Genomic DNA, 22,370 nt, shown 5'->3' on the forward strand with positions numbered 1-22,370 from the left:
ACTACTCCCCTAACTGACATAACCCAAGGGCACCCCCTGGCACCCGCACCGCGGCTTCGAGACGGTCACGTACATCATCGACGGGACCTTCATCCACCAGGACTCGCACGGCGGCGGTGGCGTCATCACCGACGGCGACACCCAGTGGATGACGGCGGGCTCCGGCCTGCTGCACATCGAGACCCCGCCGGAGTCGCTGGTGATGTCCGGCGGCCTGTTCCACGGGCTGCAGCTCTGGGTGAACCTGCCCGCCGCGGACAAGATGATCGCGCCGAAGTACCAGGACATCCGCGGCACGAACGTGAAGCTGCTCGCCTCCTCGGACGGCGGCGCGCTGGTGCGGCTGATCGCCGGTGACATCGCCGGCCACCAGGGCCCCGGCGCCACGCACACGCCGATCACCATGATCCACGTGTCGGTGAACCCCGGCGCCGAGGTCACCCTGCCGTGGCGGGCCGACTTCAACGGCCTCGCCTACGGCCTCGCCGGCAGCGGCTCGGCCGGAACGGAGCGGCGCCCGTTCCACATGGGTCAGGCCGTCGTCTTCGGCGAGGGCGACTCCCTCACCATCCGGGCGGACGACACCCAGGACTCCCGGAGCGCCAACTTCGAGGTCGTCCTCCTCGGTGGCGAGCCCATCCGGGAGCCGGTCGCCCACTACGGCCCGTTCGTGATGAACAGCCACCGCGAGCTCCAGCAGGCCATGGAGGACTTCCAGGCCGGCCGCCTGGGTACCGTCCCGGCCTCGTGAGCACCGGCCGGCGTCACCGGCTCCGGTGACGCCCGCCGATCCCGACCGACGGCGCGGACCCTCCCCACCCGGAGGGCCCGCGCCGTCGGCGCGTCCTGCCCGAGGTCCGCCGCGCGCCCCCGGCCGGCTCCCCGCCGCGGCGTCACAGCAGCGCGTAGAGGGCCGAGGCGTCGTCGTGCGCCTTGCCGCGCGGCCAGCGCTCGCAGGCCGCGTCCGACCGCTCGACGGCCCGCACCTGGGCGATCAGCTCGCCCGGACCCGACTCCCCGAGCAGGCGCAGCGCGTCCGCCCAACTGCCCAGACCGAAGCGCTCGGTGTAGCGCGAGGCACCGTCGCTCAGGGCGGCCACCGCGTGCAGCCGGTCCAGGCCGACGAAGCCGGTCTCGGCGTGCTGCGCGGCCTTGGGGCTCGCGGCGGCGATCCACGGCCCGGCGCCGGAGTTGCGCACCGCCCGGACGGCCAGCGCGTACTCCAGGTGCAACGCGGCCCGCTCGGTCGAACCGGGCACCGTCGACCAGACCTGCCGGCGCAGCGCCTCGCCGCCGGGGAAGCGCTGGTTGTCCCCGATCACCTTGGGCGGGCCGTCCTTGTACTGGAGCACCAGCAACGAGTCCCCGAGCACCAGGTACTCCAGCGCTCCGCCGTGCCGCCGGGCGGCGACCACCATGGCGGCGGGCGTGTTGGGGTGCGCGAGGTCGCAGCGGCCGCCGTGCAGCGCGGCCGTCTCCACGATGGCGTCGGCCAGGCACTCGGCGATCGAGCGGTCCGCCCGGTCGGTGAGCCGCGCCAGCAGGTGCACCCCCAGTCGCCGTACGTACCACGGGGTGCCGTGGCGGCACCCGGACTCCAGCCCGGTCGGCGAGCTCGCACCGTCGAGCAGTACGAGCGCCTCCGGTGAGGCCGCCGCGAAGTCCTCGCTCTCGCGGTCCGGCCGCCGTGCTTCCCCTGCCAGCTGTACCTGCATCCCGACAGTGTGGACGCCCGGTGGGGCGCGGGCCCAGACCCGTGCACGCGGCGCGTCCCGGCCCGGCCGGAGCTGCCCGGTGGCAGTGGGGGCAATTCGCCCATACCGTCGGATATCGAGTGGACAATTCGGCCAATCAGGGCCCACCGGGTTTGACGCCTCCTTCGGGGACCGGGGTGGACCGAGACTGACGAGGAGCAGGGGATGTTCTGGCAGTTCATCGTGCTACTGGCCGCCTCGACCGGCTTCCCGACCGCCGCCCTGCTGTTCCTGATCGGCGGGCCGCGCTTCCCCGACGAGCAGCGCGACGGCCGCTGACGGCCGGCGGGCGACGGCCTGGCGGCTGACGGCTGACGGCTGACGGCTGACGGCCTGGCACGCTGCGGGCCCCGCTCCGGGCCGACCGGGCCGACCGGTTCACGGGGCCGCGGCCTCCAGCCCGGCCGCCAGGAAGCCGACGGCGTTGTCGACGACCGCGGGTTCGGCCAGGATCCGGCGGTGGCCCAGGCCCCGGGTGAGGATCAGGTCGAGCCGGTCCCCGTACGCGGCCTTGAGCCGGTGGGCGTGCTCCACGCCGACCTTGCGGTCCCCCTCGTCGTGCACCAGCAGGATCGGCAGGGCGACCTCCTCCGGGCTGCGGGCGGCGTCGAAGTACGTGGTGACGTCCTCGACCCCGGGGAACATCTCCCGCTCGAAGCGCCGCCCGACCTCCCGTTCCAGCACGCTGTTGAGGCCCAGCTCGGCGCAGAAGGCCGCAGGCAGGTAGGAGAACTCGCCGACCCCCGCGACGGCGACCAGCCGCCCGGCCCGCAGGCCCCCGCGCAGCGCGAGGAAGGCCGCGTTGACGCCGAGCGAGTGCGCGACGACGGCTTCGAAGTCGCCGTACCGATCCTGCAGCCCGGCGGCGATGGCCCGGTACTCCAGCACCGTGGTCGCCCGGCCGCCGGACGCGCCGTGCCCGGGGGCGTCGAACGCCACCGGGCTCAGCCCGAGCGCGCGCAGCCGCGGGACGAAGGCGGCGAAGCGGGAGGCCCGGGACTGCCAGCCGTGCAGCATCAGAACGGGCCGGGCACCGTCGCCCCAGCGGTAGACGACCACCCGCTTGCCGTGGACGGTGAGCTGCTCGGTGGCGGCCGAGTCGTGGGCCTCGCGCTCGCCGGAGCGCACCCGACCGCGCCGGACCGGGTGCCGGAACAGCTCGAACGCGACCTTGCCGGCCAGGCCGGGGGCGGGTCGGGAGGCGGTGTTGAGGGCGGTGCGGATCAGTGTGGCGGCCGGGTCCATCGGGGTCTCCCTGTCGGTGCTGACGGGCGTGCCTGGGTGCGGGGCCGAGCTCGATCGAGATATTAGCACGACCGTTCGTGCAGTTTCATGGGCGCGGGACCCCCGGGAAAGGGCCGGGGATCAGGCCAGCTCAGGCGCCCTCGGGTCGGCCGCCTCCGCGCGCAGCAGCCGCAGCACCAGCCGCCCCGCCCGGTCGTAGGCGCCCGGCTCGTCGAGCAGCAGGGCCTGCGAGTTGGCCGCCTCCAGCACCGCGATCAGGGCGAAGGCGAGGTCCTCCAGGTCGGTGCCGGCCCGCAGTCCGCCTGTGGCCCGGGCCTGGGCCAGCGACTCGACCACCGCCTCGCGCCACTCCCGGGCGCAGTGCGCGAGCGCGTCGCGCAGGGGGCCCGGCCGGGCGTCGAACTCCGCGTTCACCTCGAAGAAGAAGCAGCCGCCGGGAAAGACCCGGGCCCGCGAGTACGCCAGCCAGCCCTCGCAGAGCAACCGGGCCCGGCCCAGGCCGGGTTCGGTCCGCTCCAACGGGGTGACCACCGCGTCCAGGAAGATCCGCCGGGCCGCCCGGACGGTGGCCAGCTGCAGCTCCTCCTTGGAGCCGAAGCCCGCGAAGACGCCGCTCTTGCTCAGTCCGAGGTCGGCGGCCAGCCGCCCGATCGACAACGCGTCCAGCCCCTCGACGGAGGCGATCTCGACCGCCCGGCGCAGCACCGCGCGGCGGGTCTCCTCCCCGCGCAGGACCCGGCCGTCGGCCCGGCCGTCGGCGCGTACGGCCGCCCGTCCGTCCGTGCCAGAACCGGTCACAGTGCACCTCAGCTGTCCGTCGGGACGGGAGACCCGTCGTCACCGGGAGCGGTGCCGGGCGGCCCAGGGCCGCGGGCCGCCCGGCGCTCCCGCGTCCTGCCAGCGTATAGGGGGCACCCTCCGGCCCACCGGGCCCGACCGCCCCGGCGGCGTGCGGCACCGGCAGTGGCGGTGCCGGTGGCGGTCGCGGCGGCGGCACCGCCGGAACCGGCGCTAGCCGGCCAGGGCCCGCTCCAGCACGGCGGCCTGGGCGAGCAGCAGTTCGTCCGCACCGGCCGCGCCGACCACCTGGAGGCCCAGCGGCAGCCCGTCGGGCGCCCGGCCGGCCGGCAGACTGAGGGCGGGCAGTCCGGCGTAGCTCCAGGGCAGGGACATCACGGCGTCTCCGGTGCTGTCCAGGCCGAGCGGGGCCGGTCCGGTCGCCGAGGGTGCCAGCCAGAGGTCCACCCCGGCCCGGCCGGCCTGCTCGGCGATCCGCGCGCGGAACTGCGCACGGGCGCTCAGCGCGGCCTCGCGGTCGCTGGGGTCCACCCCCTGGCCGTGCCGGATGCCCGCCGCCGTCTCGGGCCGGTAGAGGCCGCCGAAACGGGCGAACCAGTCGGCGTGGCTGCGGGCGAATTCGAACCGGTTGACCGTCCGCAGCTGCCGGACCACCTGCTCGAAGTCGGGCAGCAGGTCGACCGGGCGGACCGTCAGTCCGGCGGCGCGCAGCCGGTCGAGCTGCTCCTGGAAGGCCTCCCGCGCCAGCGGTCCGGCACGCTCCGGGTACGGCCCGACGGGTACTCCGAGCACGGGCGGCGCGACGTCCCCGGTCGGCCGCCAGTCGTCGCAGAGCAGCGGGGCGGCGAGCGCCGCACCGGCCAGGTCGGCGGTGAACAGACCGAGGGCGTCGAAGCTCGGCGCGTTCGGGATCACCCCGTCCATCGGGATCCGCCCGTACGTCGGCCGCAGGCCCACCACCCCGCAGTAGGCGGCGGGCCGGATCACCGAGCCGACGGTCTGGGTGCCGATCGCCAGGGACACCAGCCCGGCCGCGACCGCCGCCGCCGAGCCGCTGCTGGAGCCGCCCGGGGTGTGCCAGGGGTGGTGGGGGTTCCGGGTCGGCCCGGGGGCGCTGCCGGCGAACTCGGCGGTGACCGTCTTGCCCGCCACCAGCGCGCCCGCGGCCCGCAGCCGGTCCACCACGACGGCCTGCGGCCCGGCCAGCACACCGGGCGGCAGCGCCGAGCCGGCGTGCGTGGGCAGGCCGTCGACGTGGACGATGTCCTTGATCCCGACGGCGACCCCGTACAGCGGCGGCGCGGCGGCCGGATCGGGGTACCGGGCGACCAGCGCACGGGCCTCGGCCCGCAGCCGTTCCGGCCGCCCGGGCTCGGGCACGAAGGCGTGGATCAGCGGGTCCAGCCGCTCGATCCGGCCGCAGAGCAGGTCGGCGTGGGCGACCGGACCGGGGTGCCCGGACCGCAGCCGCGCGACCTCGTCGGCCAACGACCGTGGGCGGACCAGGGATTCGTCCATGCCGACCAGGCTAGGACGTCCGGGCTACGGGTGCTCGGTCGCCAGGTACGGCGTCTCGCGCAGGTAGTACGCGCCGCAGGTGTGGCAGCAGAGTTCGGGCGTCTTGCCCCAGTCCACCGGATCCCGCAGCCGCGCACCCGCGTCCAGCTCCCGGCCGCACATGGCGACGGCCTCGGAGCCGCGGACCATGTGCCAGAGCCTCACCCCGGCGGACGGACCGCCGTCACCGTACTCGGCGCGCATCTGGTGCATCATTCCTCCATCGTCCGGCGGCCGTCGGGCACCGGCAACCGGGGCGGGACCGCCACCGGACGTCTGACGGACGCCGCACCGGACGTCTGACCGGACGCCCCACCGGGGCCCCCGTCCGACGCACCCACCGGACGCACGCACCAGGGCCCCGTCCGACGCACCCACCCGCCGGACGCGCCGCCGATCGCCGTCGACGGCACGTCCGGGCCGGGGATCAGACCAGGCTGCCGTGCAGCCGCAGCCGGGCGATGCCGCCGTCCGGGAAGACGTCGAGCCGGACGTGGGTGGCCGGGCGGGGGCCGTCGAGCACCAGGCGGTGGACGGCGTCGGGCTGGAGCCGGGTGCGGGGCACCAGCTCGAACCACTCCTGCGGGTCGGCCGCCCGCTCGTCCCGGCCGTAGAGCGCGGCCCAGCCGGCCGCGTTGCCGACGTAGTAGCCGGTGTCGATCTCCACCGCGCGGATCGCGCCCCGCCCGGCGAGGCGCAGCAGGACCCAGTCGTGGCCGTCGTCCCGGCGCCGGCGGTTCTCCCAACCGTCGCCCATCGCGCGGGACTTGCCGGGCAGGGCCAGGTTGGACGGGGGCGAGAAGAAGCGGTCCGAGGCGTCCTCGACCGCGCCGCCGTGCTCGATCGCGGCCAGGTCGAAGGTACCGAGGGCGGCCAGCCAGGCGGTGTCCGGCCGGGCCTCGCCGTGCACCCGCAGCCGGGCGATGCCGCCGTCGGGGTACTGGCTGAGCCGCAGGTGGGTGAAGCGGCGCCCGCCCTCGACCGCGAAGCCGTTGGCGGCGTGGCCGCGCACCGGGGAGCGGGGCACCAGCGGGTGCCAGACGGTGGAGTCGGCGAGCAGTTCCTCCGGGCCCGGGGTGCCGGGGAGTTCGGCGCCCTCCAGGCTGATCTGCCGCGGGTAGTTGCCCCGGAAGTGCGCGGTGTCGACGATCACGCCCTGGACGACTCCCGGGACGCCCAGGCGGATCAGCGCCCAGTCGTGGTCCCGCGCGGTCGGGTGCGGGCGGTCGTCGGCGGCGCCCCGGCGCCGGCGGGTCTCCCAACCGTCCATGATCTGGCCCTTGTTGCCGAAGGTGTGCGGGCGGAACTCGGCGGGCTCGGGCAGCAGCAGGTTCTCCCGCTCGGCGAACAGCTCGTCGTTGGCGGCGATCACGGCGCCGCCGAGCCGGCGGTCGGCCAGGTCGGTCAGCGTGGTGAAGTCGAAGGTGCCGGAGCGGTAGTCGGCGTACGGGTTGCCGCCCGCGTAGGGCAGCGCGTCGGCGTCGGGCAGGGTCCTGGGTGTGCTGTCGGTGGCCATGCGTCCACCATGGCTCCGCGGAACCGAACAGGTCCATCACAAAGATCTGACCAAAACGTTCAGTTGGACTGAACATCCCGGGCCGTGTCGGCCAGCGCCGCGAGCACCCGGCGCAGCGGCGGGGTCCCCTCCGTCCCCGCGCGGACCGCGGCGACCACCCGGCGGGTCGGCAGGTCCGCGGGCAGCGCCCGGACCACCGCCCCGCCACCGCGCCCCGCCGAGGCCAGCCGGGGCACCAGCGCCACCCCGAGGCCGGCCGCGACCATCGCCAGGATCGCCGACCAGTCCGCCGCGGTGTGCGCCCGCTCGGGCACGAACCCGGCGTCCGCGCACGCGGTCAGGGTGATCTCCCGCCAGGGGCCGGCCGCGCCGTAGATCCACGGCTCGTCCGCGAGGTCCGCGAGCCGCAGACCCGCCGCGTCGGCCCGCGGGTGCCCGGGCGGCAGCGCCACGTCCAGCGGGTCGCTGAGCAGCACGGACTCGACGAACCGGGGATCGCCGCCGGCCGGCCGCACCGCGAGCGAGAGCGCCAGATCGACGTCCCCCGCCGCCAGCAGCCCGTACGCCCCGGCCGCCTCCGCCTCCACCACCCGGACCGTCAGCCGCGGTGCCTCCACGCGCAGCCGGGCGATCGCCGGGACGAGCAACCCACCGATCGCGGTGGCGAAGGCGCCCACCCGCACCTCGCCCGCCTCGCCGTGCAGATACCCCGCGAGCTCCGCCTCGGCCCGCTCCAACTGCCCGAACACCAGCTCCGCGTGACGCAGCACCAACCGTGCCGCGCTGGTCAGCCGGACCCGCCGCCCGTACGGCTCCAGCATCGGCGCGCCCAACTGCCGGGCCAGCGCCGACACCTGCTGCGAGACCGCCGACGGCGAGAGGCTGAGCCGTTCGGCCGCCGACGTCACCGTGCCGCACTCGCCGACCGCCCGCAGCACCCGCAACCGCCGCAGATCCCACTCGCCCACCGCACCCATCGCGCCAGCGTAGTTCCCTTTCGGCCACCCCGGCCGGAACGCTGTGCCCACCCCTCGATAGGGTGCGGCGGCGCGACCCCGCCGGCGATCACGCCAGGCCACAAGTCGCCCCCATTCGGACATATTTCACCCAAAGCTGGAGCAATGACCGTGCGTTCCTCACGCCTTCTGGCCGCCTCCACTCTGCTCGCGCTGTCGCTCGGCGCGACGGTCTGCGCGGCCACCGCCGGTGCGGTCGGCGTCTCGCCGAGCCCGACCGCGTCCAGCACCCCGTCGGCGCCGCCGACCAGCCCGGCCGCGTCCCCGAGCACGCCGCCGGCGAGCGGCACCCCGTCGGCCGGCACCTCCCCGTCGGGCACCCCGTCCGCCCCGGCCACCACCCGGCCGACCAACCTGCCCACGCCTCCCCTGCCCACCCCGGCCGGGGGAGCGTGCACCAGCCACCGCACGATCGAGCTGAAGACCACGGGCAGCGGCCTGGCCAACACCACGCTGGTCAAGGGCGGCGCCGCCCAGGAGCTGACGGCCACCTTCGAGAACACCAGCGGCGTCGACCTGCAGAAGGCCGAGACCTCCTTCTTCCTCACCGACATCAGCGAGGTGGAGCCCGTCGTCAACCCGGTCACCTGGGGCAAGGACGCCTTCACCGTCCAGGTGAAGCTGCCCGGTGGCGACTGGAAGAACCCGGAGTCGGGCAGCGTGAAGGCCGACGACTCCCACCTGATGATCGACCTGGGCACCCAGAAGATCGCCAAGGGCGCGAAGCTGACCCTCCAGGTGCGGCTCGCGGCCACCGGCAAGGCGGTCACCGCCCGCTACTTCGCCCAGCTGGCGGTCGCCTCCGAGACCTTCGAGGGCAAGAACGTCCCGGGCGCCCCCGCCGACAGCTGCGTCCAGTTCAGCGGCAGCCACCGGGTCGACGACCTGTTCAAGGTCGCCGACACCGCGGCCGCCGCGACCACCCCCGCGGCCACCGGCTCCGCCAAGGCCTCCGCCTCCCCCGCGGCCGGCCCGCACCTGGCCGAGACCGGGTCCAGCTCGAACACCCTCCCGATCGCCCTCGGCGGCGCCGCCGTGCTCGCCGCGGGCGCCGGCACCCTGATCGCGCTGCGCCGCCGCAAGGCCGGCTCGCACGGCTGACACCGGCAGCGGTGACGGAGGAGGGGTACGGGCGGCGCGCCCGTACCCCTCCTCGCGTCTCCCCGGTCAGCAGGCCCGCAGCAGCGCGCCGTCCTGCCACTTGAGGATCTTGTCGAAGCTGACGATGGCTCCGCGCAGGGGGTGGTTGCGGAGCTGGACGTGGTCGGTCAGGGCGTGGATCAGGAAGAGGCCCCGGCCGGATTCGGCGGTGAGGTCGGGGAGGGTGTCGAGGTCGACCGGGCGCAGCGTGGGCGCGGCGGCCCCGGGGCGGCACGGGGGCAGGACGTGGGTGTCGTAGGGGCGGTCCTCGCGGCGGGGGCGGTGGGCGGTGAGGACCGGGCGGGGCACGCTGGCGCGGCCGCGCCGGGCGCGGCGGTGCGGGGCCGGGCGGGCCGGCGGAGCGGCCGGACGGCGCGGCGGGAACGGCACGGGGCCGGCGGCGGCCGGCGCGGCGAGGCCGGGGCCGGAGTCCGTCACCTCGATCCGCAGCAGGTCCCCGTTGATCGACGCGGTGACCTGGAAGCTGTCGTCCGACCGGCCGCCGGCGCCGTGCTCGACGGCGTTGGCGCAGGCCTCGCTGAGGGCGACCCCGAGGTCGTCGGCGATCTGCGGGTCGACGCCCGCCGTTGCCATGGCACCGAGCAGGATGCGCCGGGCCAACGGCACGCTCGCCGGGTCGCGCTTGAGGTGCAGAGTCCACCAGATGTCCACGGGAGGTCCCTCCTGGCTGCGGCTCCACATACAACTAGGTATCTCCTCGTGATCATGCGGTGAACCGTTCAGGAGGTCCGCTACCGCCCGTTCGGCGGATGGACTGGCGCGGTGGTCTGTGCCGAGCGGCGCACACCGGGGGCCGCACGCCGGGCCGAACGGGGCATTCGTAGGGATTTCCCACCCTGCCAACGACGGCGCGGTGGGCGATGAGATGATGGCCCGGCCATGACTGCCCTCGCCGCCGCCCCGCACCCGGGCGCCCCCGCACCGGACGCGCCGGTGGGGGCCGCCGCCTGGGACCTGCGGCTTGCGCGGGCCGTCCCGTTCGCCCTGGTCTGCACGCTGATCGCGGCCGCCGGGCACGCCCTGGCCGGCGGCGGGAACGTGGCACCGCCCGCGCTCGCGACCGGCTTCGCGGCCGTCCTGGTGCTCGCGGTGGCCTTCGGTGGCCGGGAGCGCTCGCTCGGGGCCATCGCCGGCGCGCTCGGGGCGGGCCAGCTCGGACTGCACTGCCTGTTCCATACCTTCGGCGGTCACGCCACCGCGGCGACCGGCGCGATGGCCGGTATGCACCACGGCGGCGGCTCCGCCCCGCTGACCCTGCCCCAGGTGGCCGGCCGGCTGATCTGCAACGAGGCCCATCCCGGCACGCTGGCCGGCCTGGCCGGCGGCCCGTCCGCCGAACAACTGGTCGCCAACGCGGGTCTGGACCCGCGGGCGTTCGCCGTCGCGCCCTGGTGGCAGGGCGGTCTGCTCGGCATGACGCCGTCGATGCTCGCGGGTCACCTGGCCGCCGCCCTGGTGGCCGGCTGGTGGCTGCGGCGCGGCGAGGCCGCGCTCTGGCGGCTGGTCAGGATCACCGCCACCGCGGCCCGGGAGCACTGGGCCACGCCGCTGCGGACGGCGTTCGCGCTGGCCGCGGCGCTGCTGCGCGGTCTGCTCGGCACGACCGGCGGGCCCGCCCGCCGGTCCGGTGCCCGGGCCGGGGACAGCCGGCCGCCGGCCCGCGCCGCTCTGCGGCACAGCGTGGTGCGGCGCGGCCCTCCGTTCGGGGCCCTCGCGTACTGACCCGCCCCCGACGGCGTGCCGGCAAGGCCGCCGTTCCGGGCTCCGGGCGTGCGCGACAGCCGAGCCGTACCCGCCGCGCCCCGCGGCGCGGCCCCCGCTCGTCCCCCCCCACCGCGCGGCCCCACCGAGGCACGGATCACCGTGTCCGGGAGCGGGCCTGCCGCCGAGCCTCCGAACGGAGACCCGCATCATGCGTTCCCTTCCCGCCCGTCGTACCGCCGCCGTCGCCCTCACCGCCGCCGCGTCGGTGGTGCTGCTGGCCGGCCCGGCCTTCGCGCACGTGACCGTGAACCCGGGCAGCGCCCCGCAGGGCGGCTACACCGCCGTCGACTTCCGGGTGCCGAACGAGAACGACACCGCCTCGACGGTGAAGCTGGAGGTCAACCTCCCGCTGAACCACCCGCTGGCCTCCGTCCGCACCCTGCCGATGCCGGGGTGGACCGCGACCGTCGAGAAGTCCAAGCTCGACAAGCCGCTCAAGGTGCACGGCAACGACGTCAACGAGGCCGTCTCCAAGATCACCTGGACCGCCGACGCGGGCACCAAGATCGCCCCCGGGCAGTTCCAGGAGTTCCGGGTCTCGCTCGGCCCGCTGCCGACCGACACCGACAAGCTGATCTTCAAGGCGCTGCAGAGCTACGACAACGGCGACGTCGTCCGCTGGATCGACGAGGCCAAGGACGGCCAGCCCGAGCCGGCCAAGCCCGCCCCCGTGCTGGCCCTCAGCAAGGCCGCCGCCGGTGACGACCACGGCGTCACCGCCACCGCCTCCCCGTCGGCCGCCGCCGACGGCCACGGCCACGGCGACGCCACGAACCAGGCCGCCGCCGGCTCCTCCACCAAGAGCAGCGACTCCACCGCCCGCGTGCTCGCCGTGGTCGGCATCGTCGTCGGCCTGGTCGGCGCCGCGTTCGGCGTCCTCGGCCTGCGCCGCAAGAACGGCGGCTCCGCCTCCTGACCCCCGCACCGGCGGGGCCGCACCCGAACCGCACCCGGGTCCGGGTGCGGCCCCGCCGGTGATCCACCGCGCACGATCGGATCCCCCATGCCCCGCACCCCCCGCACCGCCCGCCTGGCCGGCGCCGCCGCCGTCGCGCTCGCCGCGGCCCTCACCCTGACCGCCTGCGGCTCCGACGGCGGTGGCGGCACCGGCCCCGCCAAGGTCACCCGGCAGAAGGCCGACTCGCCCTACGAGGGCACCGTGCTCGGCAAGAACTTCGACAAGCCCGACCTCCAGCTGACCGACACCTCCGGCCAGCCGTACGACCTGCGGCAGAAGACCACCGGCCGGAGCACCCTGCTGTTCTTCGGCTACACCAGCTGCCCGGACGTCTGCCCCACCACGATGGGCGACATCGGCGTGGCGATGACCAAGCTCTCCCCCGAGGAGCGGCAGAAGGTCGACGTCGTGTTCGTCTCCACCGACCCGCAACGCGACACCCCGCAGGTGCTACGCACCTGGCTGGACTCGATGGGCAAGGACTTCATAGGCCTCACCGGGGACCTGGCCAAGGTGAAGGCCGCCGCGAAGTCGCTGGGCATCCTGATCGAGGACCCGGTGGTCAACGCGGACGGGACGGTCACCTCCACCCACGGCGCGCAGGTGCTGGCGTTCCTGCCCTCGGACGACAAGGCGCACGTCCTGTACCTCAGCGGCACGGAGGAGAAGACGTACGAGCACGACCTCCCGCTGCTCGCCCGGGGGGTCGCGGCATGAAGGGCATCGGCGGTGCCCGCGGCTTCCGGCGGACCGCCCTGGCGGGGGCGGTGCTGGCGACGGCACTGGGCTCCGGCGCCATCCTGGTCGCCTGCGGCGCGGGCGGCGGGGACGGCGGGGACGTGGCAGCCGACCGGCCGGCCCTGCTGAGCGTCGCCGACTCGTACATCCCGCTGCCACCGGCGGGCGGGATGGCGGCCGGCTACCTGACCGTGCGCAACGACGGCGGTGAGGACCAGCTGGTCAAGGTCACCAGCCCGGCCGCCCGGTCGGTCACCATGCACCGCTCCACCGCGTCGACCATGGAGCAGGTCGAGCGCCTGGACGTCCCCGCGCACGGCGCGTTGCAGCTCTCGCGCGGCGGCAACCACCTCATGATCATGGGATGGCAGAAGGCCCCCGCCCTCGGTGACGAACTCGAACTCGACCTCACCTTCGCCCGGACCGGCACCGTCTCGGTCAAGGTGCCGGTCAAGGAACTCACCTACCGCCCCGGCCAGCAGTAAAGGGATCCAGGAGATGCTGACGGCCGCGTTGCCGAACCCCACCACCCGCCGCCGGCTCGTCGGGCTGCTGGGCCTGCTCGGCGCGGTCCTCGCGCTGATGCTCGCCGGCGCCGGACCGGCCGCCGCGCACGCCACCCTGCAGTCCACCGACCCCGCGCAGAGCTCGGTCGTCGCGACCGCGCCGCAGGCCGTCACGCTGACCTTCAGCGAGGCGGTGTCGCTCTCCAACGACTCGGTCCGGGTCCTCGACCCGGCCGGCAAGACGGTCGACACCGGCGGCCCCGCGCACGCGGACGGCAAGGACAACACCGCCCGGGTCGGGCTGACCAGCGGTCTGGCCAACGGCACCTACACGGTGGCCTGGCGCGCGGTCTCGGAGGACTCGCACCCGATCGGCGGGGCGTTCACCTTCTCCATCGGCGCGCCCTCGGACACCTCCGTCTCGACCACCGCGCTGAACGGCGCCAAGGCGGACGGCGTGGTCGCCGCGCTGTACGGCACCGGCCGGACCGTCGCCTACGGCGCGTTCGCGCTGCTCATCGGCGCGGCCGCGTTCGTGCTGGCCTGCTGGCCGGCCGGGGCGGCGCAGCGCGCGGTGCAGCGGCTGCTGATGACCGGGTGGGTGGCACTGCTGGTCTCCACCGTCGCGGTGCTGATGCTGCGCGGCCCGTACGAGCGGGGCTCGGGCCTCGGTCAGGCCCTCGACCTGTCGCTGGTGCGCGCCACCCTGGACGAGCGGATCGGCACCGCGCTGGCGGCCCGGCTGCTGCTGCTCGCGGCGAGCGGCGTGTTCCTGTCGTTGCTGGTCGGACAGCTGGGTCAGCCGGCGCCGCGCCCGGCCGAGGCCGGGGACGCGGGGGCCGCCGGGGACGCGGGGGACACGGGGGCCGCCGACCGCACGGCGACGGACGGGGTGCGGACGGCCGAGGACGCGGAGGAGGCCGAGCTGCGGCAGCTGGAGCGGCGTGCCGCCGAGCGCCCGCAGCACGAGGCCCGGCTGGGCCTGGGCGTGGCCGGGCTGGTGCTGGCCGTCGCCCTCTCGGCGACCTGGGTCGGCGCCGACCACGCCTCGGTCGGCATCCAGGTCTGGCTGGCGCTGCCGCTCGGCATGCTGCACCTGATCGCGATGGCGCTCTGGCTCGGCGGCCTGGCCGCGATGCTGGTCGGCCTGCGGCACGGGATCGGCGCGGACGTCGCCGACCGGTTCTCCCGGATCGCCTTCGGCTCGGTGGCGGTGCTCACCGCCACCGGGATCTACCAGTCCTGGCGCGGCCTCGGCAGCTGGGGCGCGCTGACCGGCACCGAGTACGGGCGGCTGCTGCTGGTGAAGACCGGCTGTGTGATCGCGATGCTCGGCGTGGCCTGGATCTCCCGCGCCTGGCTGGCCCGGCTGCGGGCCGCCCCGGCGGAGGCCGGGACGGTCGCGCCGGTCGAGGCACCGGAGCCGGTCGCCGTCGCGGCCCACTCCGACGACCCGCTCCGGCAGGCCCAGCTGGCCCGCCAGCAGGCGGCCCGGGCGACTGCCGGCCGCGACCGCGGACTCACCCCCACCCGGGCCGGACTGCGCCGCTCGGTGCTGGTCGAGGCGGTGGTGGCGGTGGCCGTGCTGGTGGTCACCACGATGCTCACCAACGCGCCGCCCGGCCGGGTGGCGAGCGAGATCGCGGCCTCCGGGACGGCGAACGGCGCCACGGTGCCCGCGCCGGGCGTGCCGGCCCCGCAGACGGTGCCCGGCCAGACGCTGGAGCTCAAGCTCCCGTACGACACCAAGGGCCGCACCCCGAACGCCAAGGGCACCGCGACCGTCACCCTCAACCCGGCCCGGACCGGCCCCAACGAGGTGCACCTGAGCCTGGACGGGGTGGACGGCCGGCCGGTCGACGTCCCCGAGCTGGAGCTCGCCTTCACCCTGCCGGACCGCGACCTCGGCCCGCTGCCGGTGCCGCTGACCGCCGAGGGCCCGGGGCGCTGGAGCGGCACCGCGCAGCTCCCGCTGGCCGGGAACTGGGTGGTGTCGGTGCAGATCCGCTCCTCGGAGATCGACCAGACCACCGAGATCAAGCCCCTGAAGATCGGGTGAGGGCGATGGACGACGCCACGGGCCCGGGCCGGGCCACCGACCCGGCGGCCACCGCGACCACCGGCAGCGGCGCGGAGCGGGCGCCGCGCGCCGGTGTCACCCGCCGGACCCTGCTGGGCACGGCCGGGGCCGGCCTGGTGGTCGGCGCGAGCGCCGGCGCGGCCGGGGCGGCCGTGCTGGACCGGGCGCCCGCGGCCGGTCCCGCCGGCGGCCCGAACGGCGCCCTCGGCGCCGGCCGGGTGCCGTTCCACGGCGAGCACCAGGCCGGCATCCTCGACCCGCAGCAGGCCCGGGTCCAGCTGGCCGCCTTCGACCTGGCCGCCGGCGTCGGCCGGGACGGGCTGCGGACGCTGCTGCGCGGCTGGTCCCGGACGGTCGCGCTGCTGGCCGCCGGCGAGCCGGCCGACGCCTTCGAGAACCAGGTGGCGCTGGACGCGGGCCCCTGTTCGCTGACCGTCACCTTCGGCTTCGGCGCCACCCTGTTCGACAAGGCCGGGCTGGCCGACCACCGCCCGGCGGCGCTGGAACCGCTGCCCGCCTTCCCGGCGGACGCGCTGGACCCCGCCCGTGGCGACGGCGACCTGTTCGTCCAGATCGGCGCGGACGACGCGCTGGTCGCCGTCCACGCCCTGCGGGTGCTCCAGCGCCGGGCGGCCGGCACGGCGGCGCTGCGCTGGCAGGCGGCGGGCTTCGCGCGGACGCCCGGCGCCACCGCGCACCCGATGACCGGGCGCAATCTGATGGGCCAGATCGACGGCACCAACAACCCGAAGCCCGGCGAGGACGGCTTCGCCGCCAAGGTGTTCTGCGCCGCCGGCGACGACCGGAGCGGCTGGCTGACCGGCGGCTCGTACCTGGTGTTCCGGCGGATCCGGATGCTGCTGGACAGCTGGGAGGCGCTTCCGGTGGACCGCCAGGAGCGGGTGATCGGGCGCCGCAAGGCGGACGGCGCGCCGCTCTCCGCGCCCGCCTCCGGCGGCGAGACCACCCCGGTCGACCTGACCGCGGCGGGGCCGGACGGCACGCTGGCGATTCCCGCCGACGCGCACGTCCGGGTGGCCGCGCCGGCCGCCAACGGCGGGGCGGCGATGCTGCGGCGGGGCTTCTCGTACTACGACGGCCTGCTGGCCGACGGCTCGCCGGACGCCGGGCTGCTCTTCCTCGCGTTCCAGGCCGACCCGGGCCGCGGCTTCACCCCGGTGCAGCGCAAGCTCGCCCGGGGCGACGGTCTCTCCCGCTTCCTGCGGCACGAGGCCAGCGGCCTGTACGCGGTGCCGCCCGGCGCGCCGGAGGGCGGCTACGTGGGGCAGACGCTGCTGGAGTGACCGGTCGGGGCCGCCCGCCCCGGTCGCGGCAGCCGGACCGCCGTCGGCGTCTCAGCCGTCCCGCCCCGGTCGCGGCAGCCGGACCGCCGTCGGCGTCTCAGCCGTCCCGCCCCGGGTTCCCACGGACCGGAACGCCGCCGTGGGAACCCGGTGAAGTGGCTAAGGTGATCTGCTCGGTAACCCTTTCGTATGGAGGCGGCATGTCGGCCACCCGCTACACCTACCTCGGCCCGGCGGGCACCTTCACCGAGGCGGCCCTGCGCACCCTGCCGGAGGCGGCGACCCGGGAACTGGTGCCGCTCGCCTCGGTGCCGCTGGTGCTGGACGCGGTGCGCGGCGGCGAGGCCTCGGGCGCGTTCGTGCCGATCGAGAACTCCGTCGAGGGCGCCGTCACCGCGACCAACGACGAACTGGCCGCCGGCACCCCGCTGATGATCTACCGCGAGGTGCTGCTGCCGATCTCCTTCGCGCTGCTGGTGCGGCCCGGGACCGGGCTGGCCGACATCAAGACCGTCACCAGTCACCCGGTGGCCCAGCCGCAGGTCCGCCGCTGGCTGGCCGCCAACCTGCCGGACGCCCGCTGGGAGTCCTCGGCCTCCAACGCCGACGGCGCCCGGCTGGTCGCCGAGGAGCGCTTCGACGGCGCGTTCGCGGGCGAGTTCGCGGCGCCGATCTACGGGCTGGACCCGCTGGTCAAGGACATCGCCGACGCGCAGAACGCGACCACCCGCTTCATCCTGGTGGGCCGGCCCGGGCGGGTCTCCTCACCGACCGGCGCGGACAAGACCTCGATGGTGGTCTGGCTGCCGGACGACCACCCGGGCGCGCTGCTGGAGCTGCTCCAGGAGTTCGCGGTGCGCGGGGTCAACCTGATGCGGATCGAGTCCCGGCCGACCGGCGAGGGGCTCGGCAGCTACTGCTTCCTGATCGACTGCGAGGGCCACCTCGCCGACCGCCGGGTGAGCGAGGCGCTGATGGGCCTCAAGCGGATCTGTCCGCAGGTGCGCTTCCTCGGCTCCTATCCGCGCGCCGACCGGCAGGGCTCCAAGCACCAGCGGCCGGGCACCTCCGACGCCGACTTCACCGAGGCGGCCGACTGGCTCTCCCGCTGCCTCGACGGGCGCGGCGACATCTGAGACCGGGCGACCGGGGCCCGGCGGCGGGGCGGGGCGGGCGGGTTGCGGCATCCGGGTGACCTGGGGGTCCGGGACATTTGATCGCCGGCTTTCGTTTTCCTGTTCTTTCTTGACTGTTTTCGACAGTGCCCGAAAGCGGGGGCGGGTGACCGCACCCGTCGTCCACAGGCACCCGGCCGGCGGAACCGGCTGTCCACAGGCCCGGCGGCTGTCCACAGCCGAAAGTTATCCACAGACCTGGGGACGAGTCGACAAACCGGTATAGCCACTGCCCGTTTCGGTCGGAACATCGGCAAGCGGCGTAGAGATGACTAATCGGACCAGAGTCACCCGTGTGCCAGCAAATCACCCGTCCGAGTGCATCAATTCCCTCACCCGGGAAGGTCGAATGAGGTTTGAAACCTCAATTCCTTGGTCGCGCGCGCCATCCTCACCCGGACCCCGTTCATCCACAGCCCACCGGCTCCCCCTGTGGATAACTGGCCCCCGGGCGATTGCCCACAGGAGTTATCCACAGGCTCGGGCGAGTTATCCCCAGGGCAAAACCCCTACCGGTGGACGGGCGCCCGCCCGGTAGGCTTGGGCCCGTGATTGACCTTCGCCTGCTCCGTGAGGACCCTGACCGAGTGCGCGCCTCGCAGCGCGTCCGTGGCGAGGACGTCGACCTGGTCGACGCCCTCCTCTCCGCCGACGAACGGCGGCGGTCCTCGGGCAGTCGCTTCGACGAGCTCCGAAACGAGCAGAAGACGCTCGGCAAGCAGGTCGCCAAGGCCCAGGGCGAGGAGAAGACCGCCCTGCTGCAGCGCACCAAGGCGCTCGCCGAGGAGGTCAAGGCCGCCGACGCCGAACAGGGCGTGGCCAAGGAGGAGGCCGAGCGCCTGCTCCGCTCGCTGGCGAACCTCATCGACCCGGCCGCACCGGTCGGCGGCGAGGAGGACTTCGTCACGCTGGAGGAGATCGGCACTCCGCGCGACTTCGCCGCCGAGGGCTTCGAGCCCCGTGACCACGTCGAGCTGGGGCAGATCCTCGGCGCGATCGACACCGAGCGCGGCGCCAAGGTCGCCGGCGCTCGCTCCTACTACCTGACCGGTGTCGGCGCGCTGCTGGAGCTCGCCCTGGTCAACATGGCGATCACCCAGGCCACCGCGGCCGGCTTCACCCCGATGATCACCCCGGCGCTGGTCCGCCCGGCCGCCATGGACGGCACCGGCTTCCTCGGCCAGGCCGCCGAGAACGTCTACTTCCTCGAAGAGGAGGAGCGCTACCTCGTCGGCACCAGCGAGGTCCCGCTCGCGGCGTACCACATGGACGAGATCATCGACGCGGACAAGCTGCCGCTGCGCTACGCCGGCTACTCGTCCTGCTTCCGCCGCGAGGCCGGCACCTACGGCAAGGACACCCGCGGCATCATCCGCGTCCACCAGTTCGAGAAGGTGGAGATGTTCGTCTTCACCACGCCCGAGGACGCCGAGCACGAGCACCGCCGCCTGCTCCAGTGGGAGAAGGACTTCCTGAACGCCCTGGAGCTGCCGTACCGGGTCATCGACGTCGCCTCGGGCGACCTCGGCTCCTCGGCCGCGCGCAAGTTCGACATCGAGGCGTGGATCCCGACCCAGGGCAAGTACCGCGAGGTCACCTCGACCTCCAACACCACCGAGTACCAGTCCCGCCGGCTCTCCATCCGGATGCGCGAGGAGGGCAAGGTCCGCCCGCTGGCCACGCTGAACGGCACCCTGGTCGCCGTCCCGCGCACCATCGTGGCGATCCTGGAGAACCACCAGCAGGCCGACGGCTCGGTGGTGGTCCCGGAGGCGCTGCGGCCGTTCCTCGGCGGGCGTTCCGTCCTGCCCCCGGTGAAGTAACGCCCACCGAGCCACCGCACCACCGCCCGAAAGCAACTCCCGGGAGACGCAAGGCCCATGAGCACCACCAGCCCCAGCCCCGTCTCCCCCGGCGCCGGTGGCGACCTGCCCTTCCGGCTGGTCGCCACCGACCTCGACGGCACCCTGCTGACCAGCGAGGAGACCGTCTCCGCGCGCACCCGCGCCGCGCTGGCCACGGCCACCGGCGCCGGAGCGGTGCACATCATCGTCACCGGCCGCTCGGCCGCCTGGGCCCGGCCGGTCTTCGACGAGATCGGCTACCGGGGCATAGCGGTCTGCGGCCAGGGCGCCCAGGTCTACGACGCGGGCGCGCACAAGCTGCTCACCTCGCTCACCCTGGACCGCCGGCTGGCCGCGCTGGCCGTCGCCAAGATCGAGGCGGAGACCGGCCCGCTGGCCGTCGCCGCCAACCAGGACGGCCTGGACGGCGACGTCCTGGCCGGCCCCGGCTACGAACTGCTGATCGGCTCCGACCTGCCGGTGGTCCGGGTCGACAAGGGCGAGCTGTTCGCCTCCCCGCTCAGCAAGCTGTACATCCAGCACCGCGGTCTGACCGACGACGCCCTCGCCGAGACCGCCCGACGGGTCGCGGGCGACCTGGTCGGCGTCGTCATGGCGGGCGCCGGCATCGTCGAGCTGCTGCCGCTGGGCCTCTCCAAGGCCACCGGCCTGGCGGTCGCCGCCCGCCGGCTGGGCCTGCGCGCCGCCGACACCGTCGCCTTCGGCGACATGCCCAATGACGTGCCGATGTTCGGCTGGGCCGCGCACGGCGTCGCGATGGCCAACGCGCACGCGGAACTGCTCGCGGTGGCCGACGAGATCACCGTGGGCAACGACGAGGACGGTGTCGCCGTCGTCCTGGAGCGGCTCTACCCACAGCGGTGAACCCCGGGGCGGGGCTTCCGACGGCACCCGGATGCTGACCGTCACAGAAAGAGTTTGTATGCTCCGCTGAAGCTCCGCGTCTCCCGGTGCGGTGCTCCTGTGCGGTTGTCCCGGCCGACCCGGGCCGTACCCGCCGGACACGTACAGGATTGCTGCTTACGCCGCTGAGAGGTACGCGCATGTCAGGCCAGAGGGACGAGAGCACGTCGGGGGCGGAAGGGCGGCGGCGCGCCGCGAACGCCCCGCGCGGCGCCGGCACCGCACGCTCCGGCGGGACCCCTCGGGCCGGCAGCGGCTCGCGCGGCGGGGTCGGCACCGAACAGCCGGCCGACGCCGCCGGGCGGGTCCCCGCGCCCCGGCCGGGCGGCCGGGCGGAGGCCCGGCGGGCCGCGCAGGGCAAGAGCGGCCGCGGCAAGGGCTCCGACGACGGGAAGACCGACGGCACCGCGACCGGCGGCCGGGCGGCCGCCCGCAACAGCCGCAAGCCCAAGCGGAACGTGAAGAAGATCGTGGCCTGGTCGGTGGCCGGCGCCCTGGTGGTGCTGGCGGGCACCGGCGGCGCGATCTACTACAAGCTGAACGGCAACATCAAGTCCTTCGACCCGGACGCGATCTCCACCGACCGCCCCCCGGAGGCGGTCGCCGACGCCAACGGCAACAAGCCGGTCAACATCCTGCTGATCGGCTCGGACTCGCGGGCCGGCGGCAACAGCGACCTCGGCGGCGGCAACGAGGGCGGTGCCCGCTCGGACACCACGATCCTGTTGCACGTCTACGCGGACCACAAGCACGCGGTGGGCATCTCGATCCCGCGCGACGCCCTGGTGACCATCCCGGCGTGCAAGCTGCCGAACGGGAAGTGGACCAAGGAGTCGCCCGGGCAGATGTTCAACTCGGCGTTCTCGGTGGGCAACAGCGAGAGCGGCAACCCGGCCTGCACCCAGAACACGGTGGAGAAGCTCACCGGCATCCGGGTGGACCACACCATCGAAGTGAACTTCGAGGGCTTCGCGGCGATGACCGAGGCGGTCGGCGGCGTCGACGTCTGCCTGCCGAACGACATCTACGAGGGCCACCTCAACCCCAACCTGGGCAAGAAGGGCAAGATCGTCCTGCCCAAGGGGAAGCAGAAGCTCGCCGGCCAGAAGGCGCTGGACTACGTCCGGCTGCGGCACGGCATCGGCGACGAGTCCGACGTCGGCCGGATGAAGCGCCAGCAGGCCTTCCTGGCCTCGCTGATGGCCAAGGTGAAGGGCGAGGGCCTGAGCCCGACCACGCTGCTGCCGCTGGCCGACGCCGCCACCAAGTCGATGACGGTCGACCCCGGGCTGGACTCGGCCAAGAAGCTGATGGACTTCGCGCTGTCGATGAAGAACATCGACCTGCACGACGTCAAGTTCCTCACCACGCCGTGGCGCTACAACGGCCCCCGGATCGACCTGGTGCACCCGGCCGTCGACAACCTCTGGAAGACCCTGCTGGCCGACCGCACCATCGACGGCGAGGACGCCACGGGCAAGCAGGAGGACGCCCCGCAGTCTCCGACCGCCGCCCCCGAGACCACCACCCCGGCCGCGCCCTCGCCGGCCGCCGTGGACGGGCCGGTGAAGGTCGCGGTCTACAACGGCACCACCGCCGCCGGGCTGGCCGCCAAGGCCGCCGAGACGCTCAAGACCGCCAAGGTCACCGTCACCGGCGTCAGCACCGCCAAGAACACCGCCAAGGCGACCACCACGGTGGAGTACGGCACCGGCCAGAAGGCCAACGCGGAGAAGGTCGCGGCGCTGTTCCCGGGGGCCGTCCTGACGCCCACCTCGGCCGCCGGCATCAGCCTCGTCCTCGGCAAGGACTACGCCGCGGCCAACGCCACCGCGACCACCACCGCCCCCAACGTGCCGGCCCCGCTGCCCACCGAGGTGGTCAAGGAGGCCCGCTCGGCCGACGACGACATCTGCGACAACGTCTCCTACGGCTAGGGCGTGTTTGCAAAGTCCCGCCAGGTCCGACGCGACTTTGCAAACACGCCCTGGTCGCCGCCCCTACCGCCGCCGGCCCCCGGCCACCGGGGC

General features: G+C 74.8%; 19 protein-coding genes and 1 pseudogene. 12 read left to right on the top strand and 8 right to left on the bottom strand.

What is annotated here, in order from left to right; all coding sequences use genetic code 11:
* Window positions 1-22 precede the first annotated feature (22 nt).
* Window positions 23-751 (top strand): annotated as a pseudogene (locus ACFXHB_RS13015) (pirin family protein); the annotation flags it as partial.
* A gap of 142 nt (window positions 752-893) precedes the next feature.
* Here ACFXHB_RS13015 and ACFXHB_RS13020 read toward each other — a convergent pair.
* From ACFXHB_RS13020 to ACFXHB_RS13050, 7 genes are all read right to left on the bottom strand, one after another.
* A complete protein-coding gene (locus ACFXHB_RS13020) occupies window positions 894-1,715 on the bottom strand; it encodes an integrase (RefSeq protein ID WP_380574096.1) in 822 nt (273 codons plus the stop codon).
* Window positions 1,716-2,132: 417 nt separating this feature from the next.
* Entirely contained in the window at window positions 2,133-2,999 is an 867-nt protein-coding gene (locus ACFXHB_RS13025; protein WP_380574098.1) for an alpha/beta hydrolase, read from the bottom strand.
* 120 nt (window positions 3,000-3,119) lie between these two features.
* Window positions 3,120-3,797, bottom strand: a complete 678-nt coding sequence (locus tag ACFXHB_RS13030; RefSeq protein WP_380574099.1) for a TetR/AcrR family transcriptional regulator — start codon at window positions 3,795-3,797, stop codon at window positions 3,120-3,122.
* Window positions 3,798-4,010: 213 nt separating this feature from the next.
* Window positions 4,011-5,315 carry an amidase gene (locus ACFXHB_RS13035; RefSeq protein ID WP_380574100.1) on the bottom strand — a complete coding sequence of 435 codons (1,305 nt, stop codon included), beginning with the start codon at window positions 5,313-5,315 and terminating at the stop codon, window positions 4,011-4,013.
* Between the two features lie 24 nt (window positions 5,316-5,339).
* On the bottom strand, window positions 5,340-5,570 hold the full coding sequence (locus tag ACFXHB_RS13040) for a hypothetical protein (protein ID WP_380574101.1): 231 nt from the start codon (window positions 5,568-5,570) through the stop codon (window positions 5,340-5,342).
* Between the two features lie 211 nt (window positions 5,571-5,781).
* Window positions 5,782-6,870, bottom strand: coding sequence for an allantoicase (gene alc / locus ACFXHB_RS13045; RefSeq protein ID WP_380574103.1), 1,089 nt, complete (start codon window positions 6,868-6,870; stop codon window positions 5,782-5,784).
* A gap of 59 nt (window positions 6,871-6,929) precedes the next feature.
* Window positions 6,930-7,838, bottom strand: a complete 909-nt coding sequence (locus ACFXHB_RS13050; protein ID WP_380574141.1) for a LysR substrate-binding domain-containing protein — start codon at window positions 7,836-7,838, stop codon at window positions 6,930-6,932.
* Window positions 7,839-7,991: 153 nt separating this feature from the next.
* Here ACFXHB_RS13050 and ACFXHB_RS13055 point away from each other — a divergent pair, with 153 nt between their 5' ends.
* Window positions 7,992-8,987 (top strand): LAETG motif-containing sortase-dependent surface protein, encoded by a 996-nt coding sequence (locus ACFXHB_RS13055; protein ID WP_380574104.1) that lies wholly within the window; start codon window positions 7,992-7,994, stop codon window positions 8,985-8,987.
* A 66-nt stretch (window positions 8,988-9,053) separates the two neighbouring features.
* Here the strand turns inward: ACFXHB_RS13055 and ACFXHB_RS13060 are convergent, their stop codons facing one another.
* Complete coding sequence (locus tag ACFXHB_RS13060) at window positions 9,054-9,698, bottom strand: ATP-binding protein (RefSeq protein WP_380574105.1); 645 nt, start codon at window positions 9,696-9,698, stop codon at window positions 9,054-9,056.
* A gap of 228 nt (window positions 9,699-9,926) precedes the next feature.
* Here ACFXHB_RS13060 and ACFXHB_RS13065 point away from each other — a divergent pair, with 228 nt between their 5' ends.
* The 10 genes from ACFXHB_RS13065 (at window position 9,927) to ACFXHB_RS13110 (ending at window position 22,277) form a co-directional block, all read left to right on the top strand.
* Entirely contained in the window at window positions 9,927-10,769 is an 843-nt protein-coding gene (locus ACFXHB_RS13065; RefSeq protein ID WP_380574106.1) for a hypothetical protein, read from the top strand.
* A 190-nt stretch (window positions 10,770-10,959) separates the two neighbouring features.
* A complete protein-coding gene (locus ACFXHB_RS13070) occupies window positions 10,960-11,727 on the top strand; it encodes a YcnI family protein (RefSeq protein WP_380574107.1) in 768 nt (255 codons plus the stop codon).
* 87 nt (window positions 11,728-11,814) lie between these two features.
* Window positions 11,815-12,486 carry an SCO family protein gene (locus tag ACFXHB_RS13075; RefSeq protein ID WP_380574108.1) on the top strand — a complete coding sequence of 224 codons (672 nt, stop codon included), beginning with the start codon at window positions 11,815-11,817 and terminating at the stop codon, window positions 12,484-12,486.
* On the top strand, window positions 12,483-12,992 hold the full coding sequence (locus ACFXHB_RS13080; protein ID WP_380574110.1) for a copper chaperone PCu(A)C: 510 nt from the start codon (window positions 12,483-12,485) through the stop codon (window positions 12,990-12,992). The genes ACFXHB_RS13075 and ACFXHB_RS13080 overlap by 4 nt, the downstream gene beginning before the upstream one ends.
* A gap of 13 nt (window positions 12,993-13,005) precedes the next feature.
* A complete protein-coding gene (locus ACFXHB_RS13085) occupies window positions 13,006-15,072 on the top strand; it encodes a FixH family protein (RefSeq protein ID WP_380574111.1) in 2,067 nt (688 codons plus the stop codon).
* Between the two features lie 5 nt (window positions 15,073-15,077).
* Entirely contained in the window at window positions 15,078-16,397 is a 1,320-nt protein-coding gene (efeB, locus tag ACFXHB_RS13090; protein ID WP_380574112.1) for an iron uptake transporter deferrochelatase/peroxidase subunit, read from the top strand.
* A 200-nt stretch (window positions 16,398-16,597) separates the two neighbouring features.
* The gene (gene pheA, locus ACFXHB_RS13095; protein ID WP_380574113.1) at window positions 16,598-17,533 is read left to right on the top strand and encodes a prephenate dehydratase; all 936 of its coding nucleotides are present in this window, start codon (window positions 16,598-16,600) and stop codon (window positions 17,531-17,533) included.
* Between the two features lie 587 nt (window positions 17,534-18,120).
* On the top strand, window positions 18,121-19,395 hold the full coding sequence (gene serS, locus ACFXHB_RS13100) for a serine--tRNA ligase (protein WP_380574114.1): 1,275 nt from the start codon (window positions 18,121-18,123) through the stop codon (window positions 19,393-19,395).
* A gap of 57 nt (window positions 19,396-19,452) precedes the next feature.
* The gene (locus ACFXHB_RS13105) at window positions 19,453-20,301 is read left to right on the top strand and encodes an HAD family hydrolase (protein WP_380574115.1); all 849 of its coding nucleotides are present in this window, start codon (window positions 19,453-19,455) and stop codon (window positions 20,299-20,301) included.
* A 179-nt stretch (window positions 20,302-20,480) separates the two neighbouring features.
* On the top strand, window positions 20,481-22,277 hold the full coding sequence (locus tag ACFXHB_RS13110; protein WP_380574116.1) for an LCP family protein: 1,797 nt from the start codon (window positions 20,481-20,483) through the stop codon (window positions 22,275-22,277).
* The last annotated feature ends 93 nt before the right edge of the window (window positions 22,278-22,370 follow it).

The sequence above is a fragment of the Kitasatospora sp. NPDC059327 genome (assembly GCF_042752535.1).
Classification (GTDB): Bacteria; Actinomycetota; Actinomycetes; order Streptomycetales; family Streptomycetaceae; genus Kitasatospora.